The sequence below is a fragment of the Pseudemcibacter aquimaris genome, from assembly GCF_028869115.1.
Classification (GTDB): Bacteria; Pseudomonadota; Alphaproteobacteria; order Sphingomonadales; family Emcibacteraceae; genus Pseudemcibacter; species Pseudemcibacter aquimaris.
Genome location: NZ_CP079800.1, coordinates 3,067,342 through 3,092,898, shown reverse-complemented (window position 1 = coordinate 3,092,898; position 25,557 = coordinate 3,067,342). Strand labels below are relative to the sequence as shown.

28 protein-coding genes are annotated in these 25,557 nt (G+C 42.1%); 12 read left to right on the top strand and 16 right to left on the bottom strand.

Going from position 1 to position 25,557, the window contains the following annotated elements; translation table 11 throughout:
- Position 1: 1 nt before the first annotated feature.
- The 11 genes from gpmI to KW060_RS14480 form a co-directional block, all read right to left on the bottom strand.
- A complete protein-coding gene (gene gpmI, locus KW060_RS14530; RefSeq protein ID WP_249036153.1) occupies positions 2–1,555 on the bottom strand; it encodes a 2,3-bisphosphoglycerate-independent phosphoglycerate mutase in 1,554 nt (517 codons plus the stop codon).
- Positions 1,556–1,625: 70 nt separating this feature from the next.
- Positions 1,626–2,084 carry a 23S rRNA (pseudouridine(1915)-N(3))-methyltransferase RlmH gene (gene rlmH / locus KW060_RS14525; RefSeq protein WP_249036152.1) on the bottom strand — a complete coding sequence of 153 codons (459 nt, stop codon included), beginning with the start codon at positions 2,082–2,084 and terminating at the stop codon, positions 1,626–1,628.
- Positions 2,085–2,092: 8 nt separating this feature from the next.
- Complete coding sequence (rsfS, locus tag KW060_RS14520) at positions 2,093–2,512, bottom strand: ribosome silencing factor (RefSeq protein ID WP_249036151.1); 420 nt, start codon at positions 2,510–2,512, stop codon at positions 2,093–2,095.
- 2 nt (positions 2,513–2,514) lie between these two features.
- A complete protein-coding gene (locus KW060_RS14515; protein ID WP_249036150.1) occupies positions 2,515–3,105 on the bottom strand; it encodes a nicotinate-nucleotide adenylyltransferase in 591 nt (196 codons plus the stop codon).
- Positions 3,086–4,354, bottom strand: coding sequence for a glutamate-5-semialdehyde dehydrogenase (locus KW060_RS14510; RefSeq protein ID WP_249036149.1), 1,269 nt, complete (start codon positions 4,352–4,354; stop codon positions 3,086–3,088). The genes KW060_RS14515 and KW060_RS14510 overlap by 20 nt, the downstream gene beginning before the upstream one ends.
- A 21-nt stretch (positions 4,355–4,375) precedes the next feature.
- Positions 4,376–5,506 carry a glutamate 5-kinase gene (gene proB / locus KW060_RS14505; RefSeq protein ID WP_249036148.1) on the bottom strand — a complete coding sequence of 377 codons (1,131 nt, stop codon included), beginning with the start codon at positions 5,504–5,506 and terminating at the stop codon, positions 4,376–4,378.
- 2 nt (positions 5,507–5,508) lie between these two features.
- Positions 5,509–6,585, bottom strand: a complete 1,077-nt coding sequence (gene obgE, locus KW060_RS14500; RefSeq protein ID WP_249036147.1) for a GTPase ObgE — start codon at positions 6,583–6,585, stop codon at positions 5,509–5,511.
- Positions 6,586–6,708: 123 nt separating this feature from the next.
- The gene (gene rpmA, locus KW060_RS14495) at positions 6,709–6,966 is read right to left on the bottom strand and encodes a 50S ribosomal protein L27 (protein WP_249036146.1); all 258 of its coding nucleotides are present in this window, start codon (positions 6,964–6,966) and stop codon (positions 6,709–6,711) included.
- A gap of 2 nt (positions 6,967–6,968) precedes the next feature.
- Positions 6,969–7,463, bottom strand: a complete 495-nt coding sequence (gene rplU, locus KW060_RS15865; protein ID WP_338050537.1) for a 50S ribosomal protein L21 — start codon at positions 7,461–7,463, stop codon at positions 6,969–6,971.
- 172 nt (positions 7,464–7,635) lie between these two features.
- A complete protein-coding gene (locus tag KW060_RS14485; protein WP_249036144.1) occupies positions 7,636–8,379 on the bottom strand; it encodes a cyclic nucleotide-binding domain-containing protein in 744 nt (247 codons plus the stop codon).
- Positions 8,380–8,547: 168 nt separating this feature from the next.
- Positions 8,548–10,677, bottom strand: coding sequence for a TonB-dependent receptor (locus tag KW060_RS14480; protein ID WP_274757297.1), 2,130 nt, complete (start codon positions 10,675–10,677; stop codon positions 8,548–8,550).
- Between the two features lie 176 nt (positions 10,678–10,853).
- On the opposite strand from KW060_RS14480, the gene KW060_RS14475 reads away from it, so the two are divergent.
- Together KW060_RS14475 and KW060_RS14470 are read left to right on the top strand one after the other, a co-directional pair.
- Positions 10,854–11,132 carry a hypothetical protein gene (locus KW060_RS14475; RefSeq protein ID WP_249036143.1) on the top strand — a complete coding sequence of 93 codons (279 nt, stop codon included), beginning with the start codon at positions 10,854–10,856 and terminating at the stop codon, positions 11,130–11,132.
- Positions 11,133–11,256: 124 nt separating this feature from the next.
- The gene (locus tag KW060_RS14470; protein WP_249036142.1) at positions 11,257–11,727 is read left to right on the top strand and encodes a Fur family transcriptional regulator; all 471 of its coding nucleotides are present in this window, start codon (positions 11,257–11,259) and stop codon (positions 11,725–11,727) included.
- A 1-nt stretch (position 11,728) separates the two neighbouring features.
- Here the strand turns inward: KW060_RS14470 and KW060_RS14465 are convergent, their stop codons facing one another.
- Positions 11,729–12,310 carry a TlpA family protein disulfide reductase gene (locus KW060_RS14465; RefSeq protein WP_249036141.1) on the bottom strand — a complete coding sequence of 194 codons (582 nt, stop codon included), beginning with the start codon at positions 12,308–12,310 and terminating at the stop codon, positions 11,729–11,731.
- Positions 12,311–12,341: 31 nt separating this feature from the next.
- On the opposite strand from KW060_RS14465, the gene argH reads away from it, so the two are divergent.
- The 4 genes from argH to KW060_RS14450 all read left to right on the top strand — a co-directional run bounded on the left by argH (position 12,342) and on the right by KW060_RS14450 (position 17,186).
- Complete coding sequence (gene argH / locus KW060_RS14460; RefSeq protein WP_249036140.1) at positions 12,342–13,745, top strand: argininosuccinate lyase; 1,404 nt, start codon at positions 12,342–12,344, stop codon at positions 13,743–13,745.
- 1 nt (position 13,746) lies between these two features.
- Positions 13,747–13,866, top strand: a complete 120-nt coding sequence (locus KW060_RS16000) for a lipoprotein (RefSeq protein ID WP_476704317.1) — start codon at positions 13,747–13,749, stop codon at positions 13,864–13,866.
- 26 nt (positions 13,867–13,892) lie between these two features.
- Positions 13,893–15,155, top strand: a complete 1,263-nt coding sequence (lysA, locus tag KW060_RS14455; RefSeq protein WP_249036139.1) for a diaminopimelate decarboxylase — start codon at positions 13,893–13,895, stop codon at positions 15,153–15,155.
- Positions 15,156–15,242: 87 nt separating this feature from the next.
- A complete protein-coding gene (locus KW060_RS14450) occupies positions 15,243–17,186 on the top strand; it encodes a DUF4175 family protein (RefSeq protein WP_249036138.1) in 1,944 nt (647 codons plus the stop codon).
- Here KW060_RS14450 and KW060_RS14445 read toward each other — a convergent pair whose 3' ends face one another.
- Together KW060_RS14445 and KW060_RS14440 are read right to left on the bottom strand one after the other, a co-directional pair.
- Complete coding sequence (locus KW060_RS14445) at positions 17,187–17,561, bottom strand: response regulator (protein WP_249036137.1); 375 nt, start codon at positions 17,559–17,561, stop codon at positions 17,187–17,189.
- Positions 17,562–17,636: 75 nt separating this feature from the next.
- The gene (locus tag KW060_RS14440; RefSeq protein WP_249036136.1) at positions 17,637–18,461 is read right to left on the bottom strand and encodes an MJ0042-type zinc finger domain-containing protein; all 825 of its coding nucleotides are present in this window, start codon (positions 18,459–18,461) and stop codon (positions 17,637–17,639) included.
- A gap of 272 nt (positions 18,462–18,733) precedes the next feature.
- Between KW060_RS14440 and ftsE the strand changes: the two genes are divergently transcribed.
- The 6 genes from ftsE (at position 18,734) to KW060_RS14410 (ending at position 23,484) form a co-directional block, all read left to right on the top strand.
- Positions 18,734–19,444, top strand: coding sequence for a cell division ATP-binding protein FtsE (gene ftsE / locus KW060_RS14435; RefSeq protein ID WP_249036135.1), 711 nt, complete (start codon positions 18,734–18,736; stop codon positions 19,442–19,444).
- Positions 19,441–20,322 (top strand): cell division protein FtsX, encoded by an 882-nt coding sequence (locus tag KW060_RS14430; RefSeq protein ID WP_249036134.1) that lies wholly within the window; start codon positions 19,441–19,443, stop codon positions 20,320–20,322. Before ftsE ends, KW060_RS14430 begins: the two co-directional genes overlap by 4 nt.
- Before the next feature lie 3 nt (positions 20,323–20,325).
- Positions 20,326–20,889, top strand: coding sequence for a YdcF family protein (locus KW060_RS14425; RefSeq protein WP_249036133.1), 564 nt, complete (start codon positions 20,326–20,328; stop codon positions 20,887–20,889).
- Positions 20,890–20,924: 35 nt separating this feature from the next.
- Positions 20,925–21,629, top strand: coding sequence for a lysophospholipid acyltransferase family protein (locus KW060_RS14420; protein ID WP_249036132.1), 705 nt, complete (start codon positions 20,925–20,927; stop codon positions 21,627–21,629).
- 73 nt (positions 21,630–21,702) lie between these two features.
- Complete coding sequence (locus KW060_RS14415) at positions 21,703–22,374, top strand: hypothetical protein (protein ID WP_249036131.1); 672 nt, start codon at positions 21,703–21,705, stop codon at positions 22,372–22,374.
- Between the two features lie 66 nt (positions 22,375–22,440).
- Entirely contained in the window at positions 22,441–23,484 is a 1,044-nt protein-coding gene (locus tag KW060_RS14410) for a DUF2125 domain-containing protein (protein WP_249036130.1), read from the top strand.
- Here the strand turns inward: KW060_RS14410 and KW060_RS14405 are convergent, their stop codons facing one another.
- Together KW060_RS14405 and hisC are read right to left on the bottom strand one after the other, a co-directional pair.
- Entirely contained in the window at positions 23,485–24,399 is a 915-nt protein-coding gene (locus tag KW060_RS14405; protein ID WP_249036129.1) for a prephenate/arogenate dehydrogenase family protein, read from the bottom strand. It abuts the gene before it with no gap.
- The gene (hisC, locus tag KW060_RS14400) at positions 24,386–25,489 is read right to left on the bottom strand and encodes a histidinol-phosphate transaminase (protein WP_249036128.1); all 1,104 of its coding nucleotides are present in this window, start codon (positions 25,487–25,489) and stop codon (positions 24,386–24,388) included. The genes KW060_RS14405 and hisC overlap by 14 nt, the downstream gene beginning before the upstream one ends.
- Positions 25,490–25,557: the final 68 nt, after the last annotated feature.

The following is a 25,557-nucleotide window of genomic DNA, read 5'->3' as shown; positions in this document are numbered from 1 at the left end:
ATTATGAAATCAGGTTGCGTCCCGTCATGGCATCCGGCTGTTCAAGCCCCATTAGCAATAATACTGTTGGTGCAACGTCACATAACGCACCATTTTCCAGTGTCACGTCAGTTCCATTTACGGCTTCGCCATTCACCAAAATAAACGGCACAAGATTGGTTGTATGCGCCGTATGAGGAGCGCCCGTATCCGGATTTTTCATCAGTTCGATATTACCATGATCTGCGGTGATCAGCATGCTGCCACCTGCGCTTTCAACGGCCTCATGTAATCTGCCTAGTGAATTATCAATTGTTTTAACGGCTTTAAGGGCCGCTTCAAGAACGCCAGTATGGCCAACCATATCCGGGTTTGCGAAATTCACCACAATCAAATCATATTCATTTGATGTGATGGCTTCCACGAGCTTATCGGTAACTTCAGGCGCGGACATTTCCGGTTTTAAATTATAGGTGGCCACGTCCGGTGACGGGATCAGAATACGATTTTCACCGTCATATAAATCTTCGTTACCACCATTAAAAAAGAAAGTCACATGGGCAAATTTTTCAGTTTCCGCAATCCTTAATTGCTTAAGGTTATGATCGGAAACGATTTGTCCCAATGTGTCCTGAAGCGGTGCTGTTGGAAACAGACAGTCCATATATTGGATCAGGTGATCAGAATATTTTGACATTCCAAGTGACGCAGAAAGCTTAACTGATTTTTTCTTTTCAAATCCGTCAAAGTCAGGGTCAACAAAGGTCGCCATAATTTCACGGGCGCGGTCCGCACGGAAATTTGCCATCAGAACCGCATCACCGTCGTTTAGTCCTTGATAATCACCAATGATGGTCGGTTTTACAAATTCATCTGTTTGCTCGGCGGCATATGCAGCATCAATTGCTTCTGATGCGGTGCCCTCCTTTTCACCGATTGCGGACGTGATAGCATCATGCGCCTGAACAACACGGTCCCAACGGTTATCGCGGTCCATTGCATAATATCTGCCGGAAATGGTTGCGATTTTTACGTTTTCAAGCTTTGCTATTTCTGCTTCGAATGGCGCGATAAATTCAAGCGCGCTTTTTGGTGGCACGTCACGGCCATCGGTAAATCCGTGGATCATCACCGGAATACCCGCATTCGCATAAACGACAGCAGCACCGATCATATGGTTTTGATGACTATGAACTCCACCCGGTGAAAGCAGACCCATGATATGCATGGTACCGCCTGTTTCTTTAAGTGTGGCAATCGATGATTTTACGCAATCGATGTCTTTTACCTGATCAAGTTCGATGGCTTCGTCGATGCGGGGCAGTTCCTGTTTTACGACACGGCCACCACCGATGTTCATATGACCTACTTCTGAATTGCCCATTTGACCATCCGGAAGCCCAACTGACATACCCGATGTTTGCAGGAATGATGATGGATATTTATCGCAGATCATATCGTAATTTGGCGTATCCGCCATACGGATCGCGTTATTTTCATTCTCTTCGCGTGATCCCCATCCATCAAGAATGCAAAGAACAACGGGTTTGGTTGGTTTTAGTGTCGAATTAGTCATGTTGGTCACTATACAATTATTTAATTTTAAAGGAAAATATAAAGATGCATTCTTAAAGCATCATGAACGGTTAATCTTTATGATAGGGATGCCCTTGCAATATGGTTGATGCTCTATAAAGCTGTTCACCAAGCATGGCGCGCACCATCATATGGGGCCATGTCATTTGCCCGAATGAAATTTTGAGATCAGCCTTAGCTTTTACCTTTGGGTCATACCCATCCGCCCCGCCAATCAGAAACACAAGATGAGAAATACCCATATCTTGATAATTTCTTATTTTTTCGGCGAATGCTGTACTACGCATTTCTTTACCCCGTTCATCAAGAGCGATTATTGTCGCTCCTTTTGGGATTGCGTTTAAGATCAAATCACCTTCGCGGGACATGCGTTCCGAGCCCGTAATGGGGCGACGTTCTTCCACTTCGGTGATTTTCACTTTCCATGGGCAGCGTTTCAGATAATTTTGTAGAATATCATGTTCCGGGCTTTTTTTCATTCGGCCAACGGCAATGATTTCAATATTCATTTGATGACTTACACGTTTTCGTCGTCAGCTTCGTGTTCATTCATTTTACCCGGGGTAAAATCAGCAGCCCACATCTTTTCAAGATTATAAAAGCTGCGTACTTCCGGTCTAAACACATGAACAACAATATCACCGGCATCAAGCAGAACCCAATCCGCTTTTTCCATGCCCTCTAGCTTACAGCCATGTCCGGTTGCATGCTTTAATTTGCGGTATAAATGATCCGCAATCGCAGAGACCTGACGATTGGAACGACCGGACGCAATCACCATCGAATCAGCGATGCTTGTTTTTCCTGTCAGATCAATTTGGATGATGTCTTCTGCTTTATCGTCTTCCAGCGAACCGATTACCAGGTCCTGGAGTTCAGCTTTTGAGAGTAGCTTCTTCGGACTGTCTGCGTCCTTTAACTCGGATGTGTCTTGCACTTTTAAGTCTGTAACCTCTTGTTATTTCGACGGATTTCCGTCGATGACATGGGATTCTCTGTCATTTCATAATAAACCCATGCCGGTGGTGTTTTCATATATAGTTCTGCTGCATTGCTTGTTGGAATTTTATATTCCGATAGCGTCTTTGCAGCAATACTATTTAATGCATCAACAGAATAACTTGGTCTGTTGAAAATCGCAAATGGAACTGTATTTGCTATATCTTTCCAGTCCTTCCATTTGTCAAACTGGGCCAGATTATCTGCACCCATTAACCAGATGAAATCATGATCAAATTCATCTGTTAATTTAGTGAGCGTGTCGACCGTATAGCGCGTCTTAAATTTCTTCTCAATATCACTGATGATAATTGGATGATCACCAGCAATTCTTTCAGCAGATAAGAAGCGCTCATTATATTCAGCCATATCATCATCAGATTTTAGCGGGTTGCCCGGTGATACCAGCCACCAGATTTCATCAAGGCCGAGAATTTCAAGCGCTTTAAGGCTGATTTCCAGATGACCTTCATGGGCGGGATTAAAAGATCCGCCTAATAATCCGATTTTTTTATGGTCTGGTTTGTCCATTACCCCTTACCTGATATTTATAGCTGGTAAGCTGTTCAAGCCCAACAGGTCCACGCGCATGCATTTTTCCGGTCGAAATGCCAATTTCCGCACCCATGCCAAATTCACCGCCATCGGCATATTGTGTTGAAGCATTGTGAATAACAATGGCGCTATCGATTTCATTTAAAAACTTTACGGCCGCATTATCGTCTTCGGTGATGATAGAATCAGTATGATGTGACCCGTATTGATCAATATGGGCAATGGCTCCTTCAACGCCATTTACGACCTTCACTGAAATAATTGCGTCCAGATATTCTGTGGCCCAGTCTTCTTCTGTGGCTTCAATGGCATCAGCATAATTTTCACAGACGGTTTTATCGCCGCGAATTTCGCAACCCTTGTCTTTTAATGCATCAAGAATTGGGGACATGTGACTATCCATAATCGCTTCATCAATAAGAAGTGTTTCCGCGGAACCACAAATGCCAGTACGGCGCATTTTCGCGTTCAGCGTCACATTGACCGCTTTTTCAAGGTCGGCTTTACCATCAATATAAACATGGCAAATACCGTCCAAGTGCGCCATCACCGGCACGCGGCTATCGTTTTGAACGCGTTCAATCAGTCCTTTACCACCACGTGGCACGATAATATCCACATAATCAGATAGACGCAGAAGTTCACCAACCGCCGAACGGTCTTGTGTCGGGATAAGTTGAATTGCATTAACAGGAAGGCCTGCTTCTTCAAGTCCTTTTACAAGGCACGCGTGAATAGCGCGGCTTGAATGGGCGCTTTCACTGCCGCATCTGAGGATCGACGCGTTTCCTGATTTTAAGCACAGAATGCCTGCGTCTGCTGTTACATTTGGACGCGATTCAAAAATAACACCAATGACACCAAGCGGCACACGCACGCGAGAAATTTTTAGACCATTTGGACGTTCTTTTGTTTCCAGTACATCACCAATCGGATCATTCAGTTTAATGATATCTTCGATACTTGATGCGATGGCCTCTACGCGTTCTTCATCCAGTAGCAAACGGTCAAGCATAGCGCCCGTAAGACCACGACCCTTTGCAATTTCCATATCCTTATGATTGGCAGCGATAATGTCATCTTTTGCGTCACGCACAGATTTTGCCGCAGCGGCAAGTGCATTATTTTTTTGATCGGTACTGCAAAGCGCCAGTTCGCTTGCAGCAGCTTTTGCTTGCTTACCGATTTGTTGCATCAATTTAATTATATCGTTTTCGCTATTCATTATTCGCTTCTTTTAAATAATTTAACTCATAACCATGTCACTGCGGTGCACAAGTTCCTCGCGTCCACCGTATCCAAGAATATTTTCAATTTCGCTGCTGTTTGATCCGACTATTTTTTGGGCATCTTCGGATTTATAAGCAACTAAGCCGCGGGCAATCTCTATACCCGCATCCGTTAATATCGTCACAGTGTCTCCGCGCTCAAAATCACCATCAATTTTTGTGACACCAGCAGGTAGTAAACTTTTACCATTTTTAAGTGCCCGAACAGCACCGTCATCAATAATGATCGTTCCATGTGGTGATAACGCACCTGCAATCCATTTTTTCTTGGCGGCCATTGGTGTTGTTGATGCCATAAACCAAGTGCCGCGCCCTGTTTCAACATATCTATTGATCGGGTTTAAAAGCGTACCATTGGAAATAACCATGTGACAACCACCTGTCATGGCGATATTTGCAGCCGCAATTTTGGTGATCATACCGCCACTGCCAAATCCGGTGGATACTGGTTCGCCTGCCATATTTTCAATATCGCGGGTGATCTCGTTTACGGATGCGATGAATTCTGCATTTTCGTTGTTACGCGGATCTTCTGTGTATAAACCATCAATATCGGATAACAGGAACAATAAATCCGCTTCGCACATGCTTGCAACACGTGCGGCGAGGCGGTCATTATCACCAAAGCGTACTTCGTCGGTCGCAACCGTATCATTTTCATTGATAACGGGTACCACCCCCATTTTTAATAGCCGGTTTATAGTGCCGCGTGCGTTTAAATATTGTCCGCGTGCCTCTGTATTACTGTAGGTCAGCAAAACTTGTGCGACCGGAATATCATGAAACCCAAGTTTTTCACGGAATGTCGCAGCCAGTTCAATTTGGCCGACGGCCGCCGCCGCCTGGTTTTCCACTAATTTTTTTGACATGGATTGACCAAGAATTTTACGGCCCAGTGCAATAGATCCCGATGAAACAAGGATGACATCCTTGCCATCGGCTTTTAGTGCGGCTACATCTTCTGCGATGGATGTAAGCCAGTCTGATCTGATCTTGCCACTTTCATCATCCACAAGAAGGGCTGAGCCGATTTTTATGACAACCAGCTTTACGTCATTTATTATTTTAGTGTGATTAAATTCAGACATTCTTAAACCGGTGACCAGCTGCTTTCTTCTTCAAACTCTTCATCAGAAAGTTCGCTTTGCGCTTTTTGCTGTTCAATTTTTTCTTGGGCGCGAACTTCTTCAACATTTTGTAATAGTGCGCGCAATAATGGTTCAACACCCGCACCGGTAACACCGGAAATCGGCATAATCGGTGCATCTGTAACAGAGCGTAATTCTTCAGTGAGCATTTCAACGAGTTCATCATCAAGGGCATCAATTTTATTAAGTGCGATGATTTCTTTTTTGTCGGCTAACCCTTCGCCATATTCCTCAAGCTCTTTACGGATTGTGGTATAGGCGCTTGCGATGTCTTCGCCTGTTGCATCGATCACATGCAAAATGGTTGCGCATCTTTCAACATGTCCTAGGAAACGGTCACCAAGACCGTGCCCTTCGTGTGCACCTTTAATAAGGCCAGGAATATCGGCCACAACGAATTCTTTTTTATCAACATATACGACACCAAGCTGTGGCTTTAATGTGGTAAATGGATAATCAGCAATTTTTGGTTTTGCGCGACTGGCAGCAGAAAGAAATGTTGATTTCCCTGCGTTCGGAAGGCCAACAAGCCCGGTATCCGCCATCAATTTTAATTGCATCCAAATCCACATTTCCTCGGCAGGGCCGCCGTCTGTGGTTTGGCGTGGGGCCTGATTGACTGATGATTTGAAACTTGTGTTGCCGCGTCCGCCGTTTCCGCCTTCAAGCATCAGAACGGTTTGTCCGGCTTCAGTCAGGTCGGCAAGCATGACATCGTCATTTTCATCGAAAATCTGTGTACCGATCGGAACAGGTAGGATGATATCTTGGCCCTTTGCGCCTGTTCGGTTGCCGCCCATACCATGCATGCCACGGGATGCTTTGAAATGCTGTTTATAACGGTAATCGATTAATGTGTTTAAACCTTCAACGGCCTCAATAATAATATGACCACCACGACCACCGTTGCCGCCATCGGGGCCGCCAAATTCGATATACTTTTCACGACGGAAGCTCATGCAGCCGACGCCGCCTGCACCCGATTTAATATATATCTTACATTGGTCTAGAAACTTCATGATGGTCTCTGTTTGTTATTATTAATAATACACTATAGCCTAATTACCTGTAATTTAGGCGTAAAAAAAGGAGAGTGAAAGATCAATCTCCTTTTTCAAATCTCTTAAAGATTAAATTTTATGTTAGGCGTCTGATTCAACAGATACAAAATTACGCTTTTGCTTACCTTTATAAAATTTGATCTTACCTTCTGACAGAGCGAAAAGGGTGTGATCTTTACCCATACCAACATTGTCACCCGGGTAGAATTTTGTACCACGTTGACGAACAATGATATTGCCCGGTACTACAGCTTCACCGCCGAATTTCTTAACACCAAGGCGGCGACCGGCTGAATCGCGACCGTTACGGGAACTACCACCAGCTTTCTTATGTGCCATTGTTATTTCTCCTTAGTTTTAGTTGCGGTTTTCTTTGCAGCTGGCTTCTTTGCTGCTGCTTTCTTTGGCGCTGCTTTTTTAGCGGCTGGCTTCTTTGCAGCTGCTTTTTTTGCTGGCGCTTTCTTTTCTTCTTTTGCGTCGTCTTTTTTCGCTGCTGCTTTCTTTGGTGCAACTTTTTTCGCGGCCGCTTTACCGATTTCGGTAATTCTTAGAACTGTTTGTTCTTGTCTGTGGCCCGCTTTACGACGGTAGTTGTGACGACGTTTCTTTTTAAATACGATGATCTTGGCAGCACGTGCTTGCTCAAGAATTTCAGCAGTAACAACTGTACCTGATACAGTTGGTGTGCCTACTTTAACACCTTTGTCGTCGCCGACCATTAATACGTTTTCTAGAGCAACTTTTGCGCCGGCTTCGCCGTCTAGTTTCTCTACTTTAATCACATCGCCAACAGCAACTTTATATTGTTTGGCGCCTGTTTTGATGACTGCAAACATAATTTGTTTCCTATTTTCTCTTCTGGCCATAGCAGGTAATGAACCTTGTTCATATTTTCTGACCTGGTTATGACGAATGTCATCTTTAAAATTTGTGAGAATCCATCCCACTTTTCAAAGTGGGCGAAATATAGCGTTCGGGCCGCTTATGTCAAGGGTTTTCTATGAATATTTATTCACCTGAAGAAATTTGTCTTAGCCGCTCTTTTTCAAGTATTCTGACATGGATATTATCTTCAAGTGCAATCAGCTTATCTTTCACCAGAATTGTGAACTGGCGACTGACAGTTTCGATGGTCAATCCCAGATAATCAGCAATATCAGAACGGCTCATTGGTAAGTAAACCTGATCTTCCGGCATATTGTCAATTTGACCGGTTTTTTCAGACATGGTCAGAATGAATGAACATAGTTTTTCTTTAGCCATTTTTCGGCCAAGCAATAGCATATGGTTTTGCGCGCCATGAAGTTCGATTTTGGTCATATCCAGAACTTTGTTGCCGAGTGCGGGAAATTCTGCAAATTTTTTAAAAAGTTTTTCCCTTGGCATTCTGCACAATTGCACGTCAGTGATGGTTTCTGCGGAATAACCGTATCCGTTAGAACTGGAAAGACCGAAAAAATCACCGGGAACGAGAAACCCAATTATTTGTCTGCGGCCATCGGCAAGCATTTTTGAGATACGAACACAGCCATCGACAATATTATAAAGAAATTCGGCATTGTCGCCTTCTTCGCAGACAATGTTTTTTGCGTCTATAGATATATGATCGGTAATTTCGTTTAGTTTGTGCAGTTCATTTGGTTTTAATACGCTGCACATTGATGACAGTCTGGAAATGCACATATCGCATACGCAATGGTTTTTCCCCCTACCTTCGCCATCAACGGCATATGTTTGAACTGCCTTCATCATAACTGCAGAAACCGTACCTAACCCTGAATAATATATTTAAATTATATTTTGTTCCTTCTTTGGTGTCATAATTTGATTAAAGAAGTATTAAAAATATACTTTAAATATCAAAACATTGGCGGCAATAATGCCGCCAATGGAGATTAGGAATACTAATGCAGTTAGATATTAAAATCCATAATTTAATGTCAGTCTGAAATTTCTTCCAGGCATAGGAAGAAGGTCTTTCAGATATGAAGCATGCTGTCTTCTTTCTTGATTAGTGATATTGAGCGCTTGAAGTCTGATATTCAAGTCTTGCTCATCACCGAGTGGGCGCCATGTTGCTGACAGATCGATTGTTGTATAGCCATCAGTAGGCAGAACTTCTTCTGCTGTTTTTGTTTTGCTGCCAACAAAGCGAATGTCTGTTCCGGCTTCAAAATATTCACTGATGTAATCTAGACCAATTGAGCCGCTCGCTGCAGGCATTCTTGGAACAACAGAATCATCATTAAATCGTGCGTGTACAAAATCACCATTCGCAGACAGGTGAACAGAATAATTTTCCGCCGAAATTAGCGTATAGTCTAGTTCAACTTCTGCACCATAGAATTTTGCATCTTGTGCATTATATTCAAGAACATGAAGTTCATCGATTTCGTCGCCGTTCTCTTCTTTAAAAATAAAGTCCTGATACCATGTGTGATATAGGTTAACGCTTCCGCTGAAACGACCTTGTTCACGTTTCAGTGTTAATTCAGCGCTGATTGCTTTTTCTGTACCAAGGTTCAGATTACCTAGTTCATATGCACTTGTTGCAAGATGTGGTCCGTCAGAATATAGCTCTTCTGGTGTCGGTGCGCGTTCTGAACGGCTTAGACTGATACCGATCAGATCATTTTCTGTCGGGTGAATGGCGGCGCCACCGGAAAGGCTGACGCTGTTAAATGATCTATCGATATTTAGTGCTTTATTTTCAGTTTTTTGTCGATCAAAGCGACCACCAAACTCAAGCGTTACATTGTCGACTTCGATTTCTTCAACAGCGAATACGCCCCATTGGAATGTATCATTCGGGGCAACAAATGCTTCTTCACCGATTGCAGAATAGTCACGTTTACGGAACTGCATACCCATTGAGCCGTGAATATTATCAATATCTTTCTGAACAAACTCAAGACGACCTTCCCAACCTTTATTGGTGAATGTCGTGCCTATTTCGTCCCCTTCAAGTTCGATGTGCTTGTAATCAGCATATCCAAAACGCATACGTGTTTCTTCAAAGAACAAAAAGTCTTGTTGGATGTCACCTTTTAAATCAAAGCGTTTTTGATCAAGGTTAATGCGAACAACTTCTTCTTCATGCTCTTCATGTTCTTCTTCTTCGTGTTCTTCTTCCTCTTCATGCTCTTCACCATGATGCGCATGACCAGGTACACCGTAATCGCTTTCATTTAAGTTTACAGAGAAACCAAAATTGGCATTTTCACCGATCCAACCAAGACCAAATGTTCCGCCTTTATTACTAATATTGGAATTTTCAACTGTACCGAATTGCTCTTCATGATCTTCTTCCAGCTCTTCGTGCTCTTCTTCATGTTCTTCGTGTTCGGCTTCTTCCATTTCACGAAGTGCGAGACTTTCAGCGTATCCCGGGATATCAAAATCATCTGTTTCACGGAAATAACCGTCTACATGCATGACAAGATTGTCAGCAATTTCCAGATTTAATACACCACCACCGGAACGGTCATTGCTCACGGTGTCACCGGAAAGGCGAATTTTCCCTGAAATACCATCTTCTGGCACATAAAACGGGATGCGGTTATCAATGATATTTACAACACCACCAACGGCATTGTTACCATAAAGAAGTGTACTTGCGCCGCGAATTACTTCGATACGTTCAGCTGTAAGTGGATCGCCGGCAACGGCATGATCAGGGCTTGTGCTTGACGCATCAATGCTGCCGATGCCGTTGATCAAAACACGAATTCTGTCACCATCAAGTCCACGGATAACAGGGCGGCTTGAACCTGGGCCAAAATATGTGGATGAAATGCCGGGTAGGTTCGAAAGTGTTTCACCAATTGTAGCAGCGATGCTTTCATCAAGTTCTTTGTCTGATAAAATGCTGCTTCCTTGTAAAACGTCAAATCTACTTTTTACATGTGGTGAAGCTGTGACAAAAACCACATCCTGATCATGACCGTGGTCATGTACTTCTTGATCATTAGTTTCCTGTGCAGTAGCGGCAGTGGAAATCATGCCGAATGTCAGTGCAAGCATACTGCTTTTTAGGTAAAATTTATTCATTACTATAATGTCCCTTTGAATTATTTGCGCACAAAATAGTGTGTTACATTGTAACATTCAAGGGGGCATATAGGGAAAATCCGCAAAATAAATGCATATTTTTCATGTTTATTGACATAAAAGTCATAGTTGCATAAAATTTGCATGCAAAATATAGAATTTTACAGGGAACAGCTTTGCGACAGTATTATAAATATTTACTGATTCTTATTTCATCAGTATTTCTGTTTGCGCAGACAGCGGCAGCGGCACATGATCAAACCCATGATCATGCGGCTGGTGAATGTGTTACCTGTAAAATTGTAGAAACAGGCCATGACAAGGTTGTCACGGTCACCGAAATTGCAGAAATCTTAGTTTCAGATAATTTTCTGAATAAAGAACATAATGTAAAAATTTCTGGCAATCGTTTTTGGGAACGTTCGCATTCCCGTGCCCCTCCTGCTTCCTCATAAATCACCAAACAGTATTAAGTAAATTAGAGCGATCATTTCAAAATGATTCGTTCGTGATGAATAAATGGACGTTATTTGCAAAATTATTTTGCACATTCCGTCTATGATTACAGGAAGCAATCAAATGAATAGAATGGCAACGATTGATAAAAGTAATGTAACCATTTTAAACCGTGAAAAAGCGGTGGCTTTAAATCCGTATCGATTAACCGGCAATCAAAAAATGGTTTATGATGCCCTTAAAGGATTAGGCAGATCTGCGGGCGCATATGAACTCCTTGATATGTTACGTAAAAGAGGCGTAAATGCAGCGGCGACAATTTACCGTGCGTTAAATGAATTAACGAATAAAGGCTTGGTGCAGAAAATTGTCAGCACAAGAAGCTTTGTCGCTGTAGAAACGCCATCAGCTGAAACAGAAGAATCGCTCATGCTGATTTGTGAAAAATGTGGTGAGGTTTCTTCAGTAAGCGACGAAGTTTTATCACGCAAATTTCATGAACATATGAAAACCAGCGGCTACAAAATTAAAAGCTATCATCTTGAATTGATGGTCGATTGTTCTCGTGGCGACGATTGCTGCAAGAAATCTTAACTTAAGATTTTGACTTCGTAATGTAATAATTTATGAGCGCTTTTGCGTCTCCTGAATTCCATTCGGCCGGTCCGACCAACCGGCCGATTTCATTACCATTCGCATCAATTAAAAGACTGGTTGGAAGGGCACTTGATTTTAGTGTTCTTGCAACCTTTCTACCTGGATCAATATAGGTTTTAAGGTGATTGATATTATGATCCTCGAGAAACTTAAGAGAACTTTCGATACCGTCTTGATTTTCAGAAATAAGTACAACTTCAAAATTATCACCACCAAGTGATTCTTGAAGTCCGTTTAAATCAGGCATTTCTTTAATACATGGCGCACACCATGTGGCCCAAAGATTAACAAGAATGACTTTCCCTTTAAAATCAGCAAAGGTCATTTCCGCGCCATGTTCATCCTGAAATTTTGCAGTTGTGGCGGGCATAACTTGTTCATTAAAGACAAATCTTTTCATTGCACCGGCGTTAAGCCCTTGCGGTATGGATGCAGATGGCGTATTTCCTAGATCATAAAAAGAATAAGCACCAATCAGCAGGGCAACGGCGGAAAGAATATAGATAGCTTTATTTTTCATCTGGTCCTCGAAAAAGAAAAAGATTTGAATTATGACTGAACAAAATAACAAACCTGAAGCCAACACATTATGGGGTGGCCGTTTTGAAGGCGGTGTTTCCGATATTATGGAAAAAATTAACGCCTCCATTGATTTTGATAAAATCTTATACAGACAAGACATCAAAGGATCAATCGAACATTGTAAAATGTTGGTTGCGAACGGCATCATTTCTGAGGAAGACGGCAAAGCTATCCAGGACGGCCTTAAACAAGTTGAAGCCGAAATCGAAGCGGGTGATTTTAAATTTTCAGCGGCCCTTGAAGATATTCATATGAATGTGGAATCGCGCCTGACTGAAATTATCGGACCAGCTGCAGGGCGTCTACATACAGCACGTTCAAGAAATGATCAGGTGGCGACGGATTTCAAATTATATGTTAGGGACGCCTGTGATCAGGCTGACGAAGCCTTAAAAGCATTGCAAATTGCATTAATAGAAAAGGCCGAAGAAAACGCAGATGTGATTATGCCAGGCTTTACTCATTTGCAAAGTGCGCAGCCGGTAACATTCGGTCATCACTTAATGGCTTATTTTGAAATGTTCACACGTGATCGTGGACGTTTTCAGGATACAAGAAAACGATTGAATGAATGCCCGCTTGGTGCGGCGGCGCTTGCGGGAACATCATTCCCGATTGACCGTCATCAAACGGCCGAAGCACTTGGTTTTGACCGTCCAACTGCAAATTCAATGGATTCTGTATCCGACCGCGATCATGCCCTTGAATATATGTCTGCAGCAGCGATTAGCGCGGTTCATGTATCGCGTCTTGCGGAAGAAATGGTGACATGGTCATGTGCGCAATTTAATTTTATTCAAATGTCCGATAGTTTCACAACCGGTTCATCCATTATGCCGCAAAAGAGAAACCCGGATGCAGCGGAATTGTGTCGCGGTAAATCTGGACGTATCATTGGTTCACTTAATAGTCTACTTGTGACGATGAAGGGGCTAGCGCTTACATTCTCAAAAGATATGCAGGAAGACAAAGAGGCCACATTCGATGCCATCGAAACATATTCACTAATCATTGCGGCCATGACCGGAATGGTCGAAGATATGAAGGTCAACCCTGAAGAAATGCGTAAAGCAACGGATCTTGGGTTTATCACGGCAACGGATCTTGCCGATTGGGTTGTTCGTGTTCTTGGGCTACCGTTCAGACAGGCACATCATATCACAGGATCACTTGTTGCAATGGCGGAAAAGAAAGGCTGCGATCTTGATGGCTTAACTTTGCAAGAAATGCAAACGGTTGAACCGCTCATCAACGAAGACGTATTTAATGTTTTAAGTGTTGAAAAATCAGTGGCAAGCAGGGTAAGTTTTGGTGGTACAGCACCTTCTGAAGTCAGAAAGCAGGTTGAAAACGCCAAACAAAGAATTGGATAATATGAAAACGATCATTAACATTATTGTTATCGCAACCCTTGGATTGGGTATGGCATCATGTGGAAAGCGTGGTGACCTTTTGCCACCGGATGGGTATCAGGCACCAAAAGATAATAGTTAAACTGCAATTAATCAGAGAGTATCTTCATGAATTATTTTGAATATCGTGACGGCGAAATGGTCGTGGAAAATAAAAAAATCTCTGACATTGCGGATTCTGTCGGTACACCGTTTTATCTTTATTCAAGTGCCTCTCTTGCTTATCAATATAATCAGTTTAAAGAAGCCTTCGGTGATATTGATTTGCTGATTTGTTATGCGGTTAAGGCAAATACAAATCAGGCCGTCATTAAAACGTTTGCCGATCTTGGTGCTGGCGCTGATGTGGTTTCCGAAGGGGAAATGCGCCGGGCATTAAAAGCCGGCATTCCGGCATCGAAAATCGTTTATTCCGGGGTTGCGAAAACAGTTCAGGAAATGACCTATGCCCTTGAGCAAGGCATTTTTCAATTTAATGTTGAAAGCGAACCGGAACTTTATCAATTAAGTCAGGTTGCTGATAACCTTGGAAAAACGGCAAATATCACATTTCGTGTTAATCCGGATGTTGATGCAAAAACACATGCCAAAATATCAACAGGGAAATCAGAAAACAAATTTGGTGTTCCTTGGAAGAACGTAAGGGCTTTATGTGCGGATGCGGCAAAGTTACCTGGAATAAAGTTGGTTGGTCTTGATCTGCACATCGGTTCACAAATCACTGAACTTGATCCATTTGAAGAAGCATTTACCCGTGTATGTGATTTGGTTGAGGTGTTAAGGGAAGATGGCCATGATTTAACAAGGCTTGATCTTGGCGGTGGTCTTGGCATTCCTTACGAAGGGGATGATTTCCCACCATTGCCGCGTGAATATGCAGAAATGGTTAAACGTGTAACAAACCATTTGGGGTGCAAAATTATTATCGAACCGGGCCGTTTCTTGGTCGGCAATGCGGGCGTTTTGGTTTCAAAAGTCGTGTATGTGAAAAAAGGCGAAGAAAGAAAGTTTCTTATCATTGATGCAGCGATGAATGACCTTGTTCGTCCAAGCATGTATGACGCTTATCATGGGATTGATCCAATTAAGGAAAGCGATCAGGAAAGAACGCTTTATGATGTCGTTGGGCCAGTATGTGAAACCGGTGATACATTCGCCACCAACAGGTTAATAGAGCCAATGGAAAGCGGTGATTTATTAGCGATTCGTTCTGTGGGGGCATATGGTGCGGTGATGTCCGGTACATATAATACCAGAAAACTGATACCCGAAGTTCTTGTAAATAATGATGAATTTGCCGTTGTCAGACCACGCCCGAGTTATGATGATATAATCGGACTTGATCAACTTCCCCCTTGGCTGTCAAAATAGGGCATACAAAGTAAATAGGGATATGTTCCGATCGAAAAATTAATTAACGATAATAAAGGTGATAAAGAACCATCTTCAATTAAGAGAATGGCTCATATCGCTATGCCTGCATATACTTTGATCCTGATCTATTATGCGCTTTCACTCTTTGATATATGGGAAGGGGCATTATTATTTTTCCAGGCGGCAATATATATTATGACGCTTTTGGCCGCGGTTATTATGACAGTTGCAACAGCCATCGGAAAAATTAAATTTAATCATGCCTATATGAAACGAAGGATATCAGTTGTTTTACTAGCCGTATTAATTGGCGGTATTGCGAGTGGCGGTGATTTTTTGCGGCTTAGTGAAACGGCCTTTAAACCTAGAGCATTATTTCAATATGATATGCCGGATATTACGGCGACGTTAACACCGCCCACATACTTGGAACAGGATTCATTACATAAAGAACTAACCTTAAATGAGGATGGTTATGAAGACATCAACCCAATTCATGAGGGTAGTATCCTGGAGCTAGAGGTAAAAGGAACGAAATGGGCACCACAAGTTGTTCTGTCGGATGGTCAAGAATATTCTTTTGAAGAAAAAGAAGAAGGCATATTTAAAGCCAGTATTAATATTGATTTACAAACGTCATGGTCTTTAAAACAAGGGTCGTACGTTATTACAACATTACCGATCATTGCCATTGATGACGAAGCACCAGACATCGATCAATTTTATATTGAAGAATATGAAAATAATAAAGGATATCTGGCTTTCAAGGTTGATGTCGATGATGACCGCAAAATTATGAAAACCGAATTGGCAATATTGGATGGGTACGGTGAAAAATCAGATCGTCAGGCTCTCGCGATTAATTCCGTTAAATCCATGAACAGTATATATTATGCCAATTTTACCGGTTCTGAATTTTCCGGGGAAAAGGTAACCATCCAATTAATGGTTGAGGATGAAGCAGGACAACAGACCACATTAAATCTTGATGATGTCCATATTCCTGAAAAGGATTATAATCATCCGGTGGCACTAAATCTTATTTCATTACGCGAAGAATTAAGAGCCGGAGATTATGATAAAAACCTGCTCGCCAGACGAATTAAATCCATGGGATTGTTGGGCGAGACAGAAGGGCTGCCGGCTGTTTATTATATGGCATTAAGGTCCGCCTATTGGCGGTTAGTTAATCCGGCTAATGATAATGATCCGGATGTTGCCGTTGATATGTTATGGGATATTGCGGAAAAGCTTGAAAATGATGAACTCAATAACCTTGAACAAAATCTTTTGGAATCATTGGATGAATTAAGACTTTCTTTAAGACAGAAAAAGGACCTTGCTATTATCAGGGAAAAACTTAAAGGGTCTGATCGATTTTTTAGTCAATATGCGGAACTGCTAGGTGGGTTCTCTTCTGATAAATATGATCTTGATATTGATGTTAAAGCGCTTAGGAAACTTTATAGCTATATCCTCGCCTTTAGTGATCAGGACAAATACTATAACGCTTCGCAGATCGTTGATTTCATGAAAAAAGCCATTGTACAGAATGACAATTTGATCTTTAGCCGTGATGGCCTTGGCAATTATTTCGCCCTGACGGAAAGCAGACAAATAATTGATAATTTGATCAAAGTTCAAAAATCGCTCCTTGCCAGTTCATATAACAGACAAGCCGCACAAAGCATTCACCGATCCGTGAATAAAGATGGCGATGTTATTACCGAAAATCAGCAAGAAAGCCAACTTGTCATGCAGCAGAAAGTGGGCATGGCCGTGAAGAGGCTTGGTGAAAAAATATCATTTGCCGGTTCATCATCGGATCTAATGATTAATAACGCCAATGCTTTGATTGACGAAATTCTGAAAAGTATGGAAAAGAGTGATATGTCAGATGTGGCTCAATCACAATCTGAACTTATTGCTGTCATGAGCAACTTGAAAAGATTTCTAAATAAACCGGTTTCAAGGTCACCAGAACTTCAAAATTTAATTAAAGAAATTAATTCAGAACCAGTTCTGTGATTAATGCAGCGTTTTACTGGCCGTTAAAACTTCATCAACGGCATGACAAATTTCATCAAGTGAAAATGGTTTGCTGATTATATTGTGAGTTAGCCCGCCAATGTCTTTTGCTTTTTGTTTTTCGTGGACAAAACCTGTCATCATCAATATTGGAAGTTCGGGATATTCTGCTGTGACTTTAAGGGCAAGTGATATACCGTCCATTACGGGCATAATAATATCAGTAAGTAAAAGATCATATTCACCGTTTTCAAGTTCTACAACAGCCGCACCGCCATCGGCCACGCCGATCGTTTCGTGCCCTCTTAATTTAAGTGCTCTACAAATAAAGGTTCGTACAGCGACTTCGTCTTCGGCTATTAATATGCGCGCCATTTGATTAATTTCCAGTGGTTATGATTATTCTTATAACCTTTACTTACTAAAATTGTATTGAATATATATTAACGCTTAATTTGTTGCAAATGTGACGCTGATATCACGGGCATCTGCCGGCGAATTTGGAAGGGATGTTTCAAAAGTCACTTGCTCATCTGCATTTACTGTTAATGCATTTGCCTTAAAGGTCCAGTTTCTCAAAATCTGTTTGCGTTCATTAAGAAGCCTTACCCTTAATTCAGGAATTTCTTCTGGCTTTCCTGAAATATTTTCGACATACCCTGCGATAACAAGGTTCTGCACGCCGCCAATTCTTTCAAATCGAGGCTGAAGAGGACCAATTTTTAGACGGTCTTCTATTGGTTCTTGATCTTCTATTTCTTCTTCAGCAGGGGGCTTAACCGGTTTTACAGAACTATCAAGACCAATTGCCGCATATAGTCTTTTTGACGCAGGCCATTTTTCAGAAATACTATCCTGAAATACAAGGAATAAGCTGATGATGGCCGTTATAAATATAACAAGCGATATCCATCCTAATTTGCCTGACCCTTTGTTCTGATTCTGCAGTGCCGGAAGGTTCGATCCTTTTGGTATCGGTCTTTTTCTTTTCTTAGGTTGGCTAATCGGAAAATCGAAATCTTCTGTGACATCATCCGGCGTGCCTTGACCCTCGCTTTTTGCCGTTTCATTGTCGGCTGCATCATCTGCCGGCTCTTCTGCAGGGGGCGTTTCGATTTTTATTTCTTCGGTTGGTGCGATTTCAAGGTCATCTTTTGGTTTATCTTCAAACCAGCTATGTTTGCACTTGGCACAACGAACGGTTCGGCCACGCGGCATTAACGCCTGCGGGCTGACAACATATCTTGCTTTACATTCAGGACATGTCAGGATCATTTGTGCTATTCGCTCCCCGAAATAATATTTTATAGTTAATATTCAAACTTATAGTATGCACCGTACCGATTATCAACAGGATTACAGTAATATCTAAAGCATTATTGTCATTAAATAATAATATAATGGCAATCAATTATTTGTTTTATATTCCGATGATGGCAAAATAATGAAAATCATTTTATGAATTGTCACAAAATCAACCAATTGAATTTGCATTATTGAGGTCATTATGGTCTAAACTGTAATGAATATTAAAATAGGGGCCACGATTGGTTGAGTTTAGAAACGTAAGAATGGGATATAATAAGGGCCATGATGTCTTGAAAGATATTTCTTTCAAGCTTGAACCTGGTTCTATGCACTTTCTAACCGGCCCTAGTGGCGCGGGAAAAACATCCCTGCTTAAGTTACTTTATCTTGCGCACCGCCCATTAAGCGGTGAAATTTTTATGTTTGGCCGTGATGTAGCCAAGGCTGACAGACAAGATCTTCCGAAATTAAGGCGCCGAATTGGTGTTGTTTTTCAGGATTTCAGATTATTAGATCATATGTCGGCCATTGATAATGTGGCACTGCCATTAAGAATTGCCGGCGGTACAGGCGCGCAAATCGTTGAACATGTGGAAGAATTGCTTGCGTGGGTCGGGCTTGAAAAACGAATGCAAGCCTATCCTAATGCATTATCTGGTGGTGAAAAACAGCGCGTAGCCATCGCAAGAGCGGTGATCAGAAGGCCTGACATTCTGCTTGCTGACGAGCCAACAGGGAACGTTGATCCGGATATGGCAGAACGATTGATGTATTTATTTGTTGAGCTTAATAAACTTGGCACGACGATTGTTATCGCAACCCATGATAATGCGCTTGTTGAAAAAATTGGTGCGCCACGATTACATCTTGAAAAAGGTGAATTAAACTATCTTCCGGGAACGAAAAGTCCGGCTGAATTTCTGAATAATAAAGGGGGTATCAGGCCGTGAAACCTTCTTTTGATTTTTTACCCAATGTGAAATCGCGAGAGGCAACAAAATTATTACCTTGGGCCATGATGATCATGGTTTATTTAAGTGTTCTTGCTGGCGCTAGCAGTATTCTGTTGCATTCGGGTTTTGATGAGTGGGCAAGCTCTTTACAAGGGCGAATAACTGTACAAATCACAGGCGAGGATAATTCAGTAATCGTCGCGGAAGCGTTGGAAATTCAAAACGAATTAAGAAAGACGCCAGGCATCACATCGGTTAGAATTTTGTCGGAAAATGAAATTTCTGCGCTGTTAGAACCATGGCTTGGCGCGGGCAATATTACTGATGATTTGCCAATTCCGGCGATGCTGGATGTTGAAACATCAGAAGCGGCCTATGTAAATCTGGACGCTCTTGAAAGCAAATTAAAGGATATAAGCCCCAATGTGTATCTTGATGATCATGCAAAATGGCTTAGTCATTTTATGAGACTTGCCAACACCGTAGAATATACGGCGCTCGGAATTTTAGTGATGATCTTAGTTGCATCCATTTGTATCGTGATATTTGGTACAAAATCCAGCATGGCGGAACATAAAAAAACGATTGAAATTATGCATTTGATGGGTGCTCAGGACCAGATGATTGCACGTGCTTATCAGGACCGTTTTATGTCATATGGTTTAAAAGGGGGCATTGGTGGATTATTAATTGCGTTTATCACCGTTTATATTTTGTTTGTGATGGTGAAGAACATATCAGCGGGTCTTGTTGAAATGCCGACTTTCCCGTTCTTACTCATGTCTGTTCTTTGTGTATTTCCACTTATTTTTGCTGGTCTAACCATGTTAACGGCACGGATCACTGTAATGCGTGAACTGGGCAGGATGGTATAACAGATGCGATCCATTCTTGCCTTTATATTGATTGCGTTTCTGATGTGGCTTGGTGGGTATGTGTGGTTCATCAATAAGCTTTCAAATAATATGACCAATCTGGAAGAAAGATCGGACGCAATTGTGGTGCTTACGGGTGGAAAAAACCGTCTTGATGTCGCCGGAAAATTATTAGAAGAAAAAATGGGTGACAAGCTTTATGTATCCGGAGTTGATAGTAAAGTGACAAGAACTGAATTGATTGCCTTGCTGGGAACAAGTCAGGAAATGTCAGATTGCTGTGTGGAAATTGGTAAGCAAGCCGTTGATACAGTAGGCAATGCACTGGAAACACTGACCTGGGTTGGTGAACATGATATTGAAAGCATTCGTGTGGTCACAAGTTTAGAACATATGCCACGTGCTATGGTGGAATTCAGACGATTTATGCCTGATGTAAAACTGATCGAACATCCGGTTGGTTCATGGCGTCCTGAAAACATTAATTATTTCAACTTGTCACAGGAATATAGCAAATATATTATCAGCCTGCTTCGCTCACGCATATCAAGTGAAATTTACACTTAAAATAGCGCATAAGAATTTAGAGAGGAAAAGCCCTAATGCTCAGGTCCGGTTTGTTTAAGGTGGTATTTTACCTGTGGACGGCTTTGTTCTGTATACTTTATGTGCCATTTTTCTGGTTATCCAGGGATGCGCTTATTACCTGTCAACGGTGGTGGTCACATGGTGTATTGGTGATTTTAAAAACCATCATGAATATCAAGTTAGAAGTAAGAGGGCTTGAAAACGTGCCAGTGGGCGGTGGGTTCCTTGCTATGAAGCACCAGTCATCCTTTGATACATTTGTGATGCATACGATTGTTTCGCATCCTGCATTTATTATGAAAAAAGAACTGCTGAAAATTCCGCTATATGGTCAGTTTTGTAAAAATACGGGCATGATCCCGGTTGACCGTGAAGGCGGACTTAAAGCGTTAAAGGACATGATGCAGAAATCAGCAAGTGCCATCGAAGATGGAAGACAGCTTATTATTTTCCCAGAAGGGTCACGTACGCTTCCCGGTGCGGATGTAAAATATCAATCGGGAATTTATGGTACCTATAAATTTACCAAGGTTCCTGTAATTCCTGTTGCTCTTAATTCTGGTGTGTACTGGCCTAAGAAGGGGCATCTTGTATCTGGCGGTACGATTGTATTTGATTTCCTTGATCCTATTGAGCCGGGACTGGCGAAAAAGGAATTCATGGAACTACTCGAAGAAAAAATTGAAATCGCCAGTAAAAAATTGCTTGAAACTCAATAACTTTAAGTAATCTTCACCAATCATTCATAATTGCGGGGTATCCTTTATCTATAGGGTATTTTTGGAGCACTTCATGAAAAGAATTATTGCGATATTTTTGTTATCTGTCACAGGCATGATGCAGGCGTCATTGGCGGCGCCGGGTGATGTTGCACTTGGGCTTAAGGCAGGGACACTCGGTGCGGGGCTTGAGGCCACATTCGAAGTGGCTGACCGTGTAAACATGCGTGTCGGTGCAAATTATTTCAAATTCGGAACAGAAGTCGACGTCGAAGGCAATGATTATGATCTTGATTTAAAACTGAATAGTTATTCCGCGCTTGCTGATTGGTTTGTAACGGATAGCTCGTTTCGTATCACTGGTGGCGCTATGATTAATAATAATAAGCTTGCCGGTATTGCGCTTCCAAGTAACTCATATGAAATTGATGATACCATTTATACCGCGGCAGAGGTTGGAACCTTAACGGCTGATATTGAATTCACAAAAGTTGCACCTTACCTTGGCATTGGATGGGGTAACCCGCTTTCTGATGATACTGGTTGGTCATATGCCATTGACCTTGGGGTGATGCTTGCAGGCAAACCAAAACTTGATATTACATCTACGGGCGGCACGCTTTCAAATGATGCTGCGTTGCAAGATAACATCGCGCAAGCGGAACAGGATTTCCGCGACACAGATGAAATTAAATATTTGAAAATCTATCCTGTGATTTCATTTGGACTTAATTATCGTTTTTGATCGGATAAAAAATAGGCTATTAAAAGAGGCGGTTTGATACGCCTCTTTTTTTATGGGAAAATTTTTATGCGAATAAAGGTTATATTTGGTTCAGTTTTTGCGCTTATTGCGGCTTACAGTTTTTTCTGGTTTCATCTTGCGGGTGAAGCAAAGAACAGGACGCTTGAATGGATTGAACAAAGCGAACAGAGACTAGACGGTATCAAGCTTTATGTGGGTGATGTCACGGTGTCAGGCTTTCCTTATAAAATCGCGATTGAGGCCACAACATTTAACGTTGCCATTCCCGAAGGCAAAATGGGCAGTGAAAAAATTCTTTTTACCCTTCCTGAAATTGCCGCCGTTTATCAACCATGGAAACCAAACCATATTATGATCGTCACGGATTATATGGATGCGGTTGTTGGTGAATTAAGCGATCCGAATTTAAGCATGAATTTCGAAAAAATCATGTCATCAGTGATTTTAAATCCTGAAACACAGAAATTAGATAATTTTTCAATTATCGCTGATATGGTGAATTGGCAATACGGACTTGCGGGCGAAGGGCTTGAAATATCATATCTTGAAAAACCGGAGTTTCATTTAAGAAGGAACACGGGCGAGGTCACAGAACCGACCGGTTTTGATTTGCCGGTAAACCGCGCCGTTTATTTTAGATCCAAGGGCGGGTTACTGTCTGAATTATCAAATAGTATTCTTGGCGATAAAACTGACGCGATTACATTAGAAACGATGCTGCATGCAAACAGTCAACCGGACTACACAGTGGAAAGTCTAGCCGCGTGGCGTGATGAAGGGGGCACCGTTAGCATCAAATCATTTTCTTATGGTACCGCGGATCAGCATATTAAGATCAGTGGTGATATGACCTTGGACCGGAATATGAAACCACTTGGCGCGTTTGATGCCGAGGTCACAAACATTTCTGAAGTATTCAGAAGATTGTCAGAAAATGAAAATTTACCGGATGTTGCACGTATGATGTTAAGATCAGAAGCAGAAAACAACACTGCAACTGAAACTGTGCCACTATCCATCAGCATGCAAAATGGTCAGATGTATGTTGGACCGATTATGGTCATGGAATTACCGGCTGTTATTGAATAATCAATCGTCGTGATGACGGCCAAAATCCGGTGCGTCCTCGTCCTGACCGGCATCAATAATTTGACGTCTGATGCGGCGTGTTTTTTCAAACAGTTCAAATAATTGATCGCCGTCGCCCCAACGGATGGCCCGTTGCAGTGCCGTTAGGTCTTCGCTGAAACGGCCAAGCATTTCAAGTACGGCATCTTTATTATTTAAAAACACATCACGCCACATGGTCGGGTCGGACGCCGCAATACGGGTAAAATCACGAAAACCACCTGCCGAAAATTTAATCACTTCGGATTTTGTCACATCTTCCAGGTCACGTGCTGTGCTTACGATATTATAAGCAATCAAATGGGGAATGTGACTTGTGATCGCCAGAACCCTGTCATGGTGATCTGCATCCATTATTTCAATATTACTGCCCAGCTCTTTCCAAAGTGTCTCTAACATTTTCACTGCGTTCTCGTCAGCACCTTTTGGTGGTGTGATAATGGCCCAACGATCATGAAACAGGCTCGCGAAACCGGCATCAGGTCCTGATTGTTCTGTACCTGCCACGGGATGAGCAGGGATTAAATGCACATGTTCCGGCACGATATCTTCAAGCGATGCAAGAACGGATGATTTAACACTACCAACATCGGAAAGGGTTGCGCCTTCTTTTAGATGATCCGCAATTTCTTTACCAATTTCAGCGTATGTGCCCACGGGTGTTGCCAGAATGACAAGGTCAGCATCTTTCACAGCATCAGTGATTTTGTCACATAATACATCAACCAGATTTAAGTCTAAAATCTGTTTTTGATAATCCGGGTTGATATCAAAACCAACCAGTTTTTCGGTTAGTTCTTTATCCTTGATGCCGCGCGCGAGGGATGACCCGATAAGGCCTAGCCCGATGATGGTGATTTGATTATAAATTTCCATTTATTTTTTCCAGAAACGCTTTAAGCAAACGGATCACTTCTTTATTTTCTTCTTCTGTACCGACAGTTAACCTTAGGAATTTTTCCAACCCCTGTCCACTATAGTGACGCAGGATATATCCCTCGTTTAACAGATATTCATTGGCGGCTGTTGCTGATTTCTCATCATCATTAAATTTAAACAGAATGAAATTGGTTTGGCTTGGGATAACCTCAAGTTCTAATGCGGCGAGTTCATCACTTAACCAAGTGCGCCATGTTTCATTATGGGTATATGCTTTTTCTTCAAATTCCGTATCATTCAATGCTTCGACGCCAGCGATCTGCGCGCTTGATGGCACATTAAATGGGTCGCGAATTTTATCGAGTGTTTCTGCAATTTCTTTACAGGCATAACCCCAACCAAGACGCAATGCCGCAAGACCATATAATTTTGAAAAGGTACGTGTCATAAGCACATTGTTTGATCTTTCAACAAGATCAATACCGGCGTCATAATCGTCTTCGCGGATAAACTCGGCGTATGCCGCATCCAACACAAGCAAGATATGATCAGGAATGTTTTTCCATAATCTTTCAATCTCGCTCATTGGGATATATGTCCCTGTTGGGTTATTCGGGTTTGCGATGAATATAATTTTCGTTTTGTCCGTAACGGCCGCAAGAATTTTATCCACATCTGCGGTGTAATTTGTATCTTCCACTTCAATCGGAACGCCGCCAACACTGGTGACGGCAATAGGATACATTGAAAAACTGTGTGCGACGAAAAGGGCCTCATCACCCGGTGACATATAGGCACGACAGGCAAGTTTTAAAATTTCATCTGAGCCAACACCACAAACAATACGGGATTTGTCGATATTGTTTTTATGGGCAATGGCATCACGCAGATCATTATAAACAGGGTCAGGATAACGATGAAGGGCCTCGCTCGCATTTCTATATGCGTGCATGGCTTTTGGGCTTGGCCCAAGGGCGCTTTCGTTTGCAGAAAGCTTTACTGGTGGTTTTTCGCTTTTTGCTTTGGATTTCCCCGTCACGTAAACGTCAAGGTCTTCTATCCAGCTGTGTGTTTTTGGTCCGCTCATCGTTCTAGTTACTTATTGTTTAGGATTATTTTGATCTACACGGGATTTGCGCGATTCACCACAAAAAA

Bases quoted from the DNA above. Each gene is read 5' to 3' on its own strand.
- KW060_RS14515 (WP_249036150.1), bottom strand. From the start codon at position 3,105: ATGGACAAACCAGACCATAAAAAAATCGGATTATTAGGCGGATCTTTT.
- KW060_RS14445 (WP_249036137.1), bottom strand. From the start codon at position 17,561: ATGGCGCGCATATTAATAGCCGAAGACGAAGTCGCTGTACGAACCTTT.
- KW060_RS14410 (WP_249036130.1), top strand. From the start codon at position 22,441: ATGCGAATAAAGGTTATATTTGGTTCAGTTTTTGCGCTTATTGCGGCT.
- proB (WP_249036148.1), bottom strand. From the start codon at position 5,506: ATGTCTGAATTTAATCACACTAAAATAATAAATGACGTAAAGCTGGTT.
- KW060_RS14465 (WP_249036141.1), bottom strand. From the start codon at position 12,310: ATGAAAAATAAAGCTATCTATATTCTTTCCGCCGTTGCCCTGCTGATT.
- KW060_RS14510 (WP_249036149.1), bottom strand. From the start codon at position 4,354: ATGAATAGCGAAAACGATATAATTAAATTGATGCAACAAATCGGTAAG.
- argH (WP_249036140.1), top strand. From the start codon at position 12,342: ATGACTGAACAAAATAACAAACCTGAAGCCAACACATTATGGGGTGGC.
- lysA (WP_249036139.1), top strand. From the start codon at position 13,893: ATGAATTATTTTGAATATCGTGACGGCGAAATGGTCGTGGAAAATAAA.
- KW060_RS14420 (WP_249036132.1), top strand. From the start codon at position 20,925: ATGCTCAGGTCCGGTTTGTTTAAGGTGGTATTTTACCTGTGGACGGCT.
- obgE (WP_249036147.1), bottom strand. From the start codon at position 6,585: ATGAAGTTTCTAGACCAATGTAAGATATATATTAAATCGGGTGCAGGC.
- KW060_RS14470 (WP_249036142.1), top strand. From the start codon at position 11,257: ATGAATAGAATGGCAACGATTGATAAAAGTAATGTAACCATTTTAAAC.
- KW060_RS14425 (WP_249036133.1), top strand. From the start codon at position 20,326: ATGCGATCCATTCTTGCCTTTATATTGATTGCGTTTCTGATGTGGCTT.
- KW060_RS14450 (WP_249036138.1), top strand. From the start codon at position 15,243: ATGGCTCATATCGCTATGCCTGCATATACTTTGATCCTGATCTATTAT.
- KW060_RS14485 (WP_249036144.1), bottom strand. From the start codon at position 8,379: ATGATGAAGGCAGTTCAAACATATGCCGTTGATGGCGAAGGTAGGGGG.
- KW060_RS16000 (WP_476704317.1), top strand. From the start codon at position 13,747: ATGAAAACGATCATTAACATTATTGTTATCGCAACCCTTGGATTGGGT.
- gpmI (WP_249036153.1), bottom strand. From the start codon at position 1,555: ATGACTAATTCGACACTAAAACCAACCAAACCCGTTGTTCTTTGCATT.
- rlmH (WP_249036152.1), bottom strand. From the start codon at position 2,084: ATGAATATTGAAATCATTGCCGTTGGCCGAATGAAAAAAAGCCCGGAA.
- KW060_RS14480 (WP_274757297.1), bottom strand. From the start codon at position 10,677: ATGAATAAATTTTACCTAAAAAGCAGTATGCTTGCACTGACATTCGGC.
- KW060_RS14440 (WP_249036136.1), bottom strand. From the start codon at position 18,461: ATGATCCTGACATGTCCTGAATGTAAAGCAAGATATGTTGTCAGCCCG.
- KW060_RS14405 (WP_249036129.1), bottom strand. From the start codon at position 24,399: ATGGAAATTTATAATCAAATCACCATCATCGGGCTAGGCCTTATCGGG.
- rplU (WP_338050537.1), bottom strand. From the start codon at position 7,463: ATGTTTGCAGTCATCAAAACAGGCGCCAAACAATATAAAGTTGCTGTT.
- hisC (WP_249036128.1), bottom strand. From the start codon at position 25,489: ATGAGCGGACCAAAAACACACAGCTGGATAGAAGACCTTGACGTTTAC.
- rpmA (WP_249036146.1), bottom strand. From the start codon at position 6,966: ATGGCACATAAGAAAGCTGGTGGTAGTTCCCGTAACGGTCGCGATTCA.
- KW060_RS14415 (WP_249036131.1), top strand. From the start codon at position 21,703: ATGAAAAGAATTATTGCGATATTTTTGTTATCTGTCACAGGCATGATG.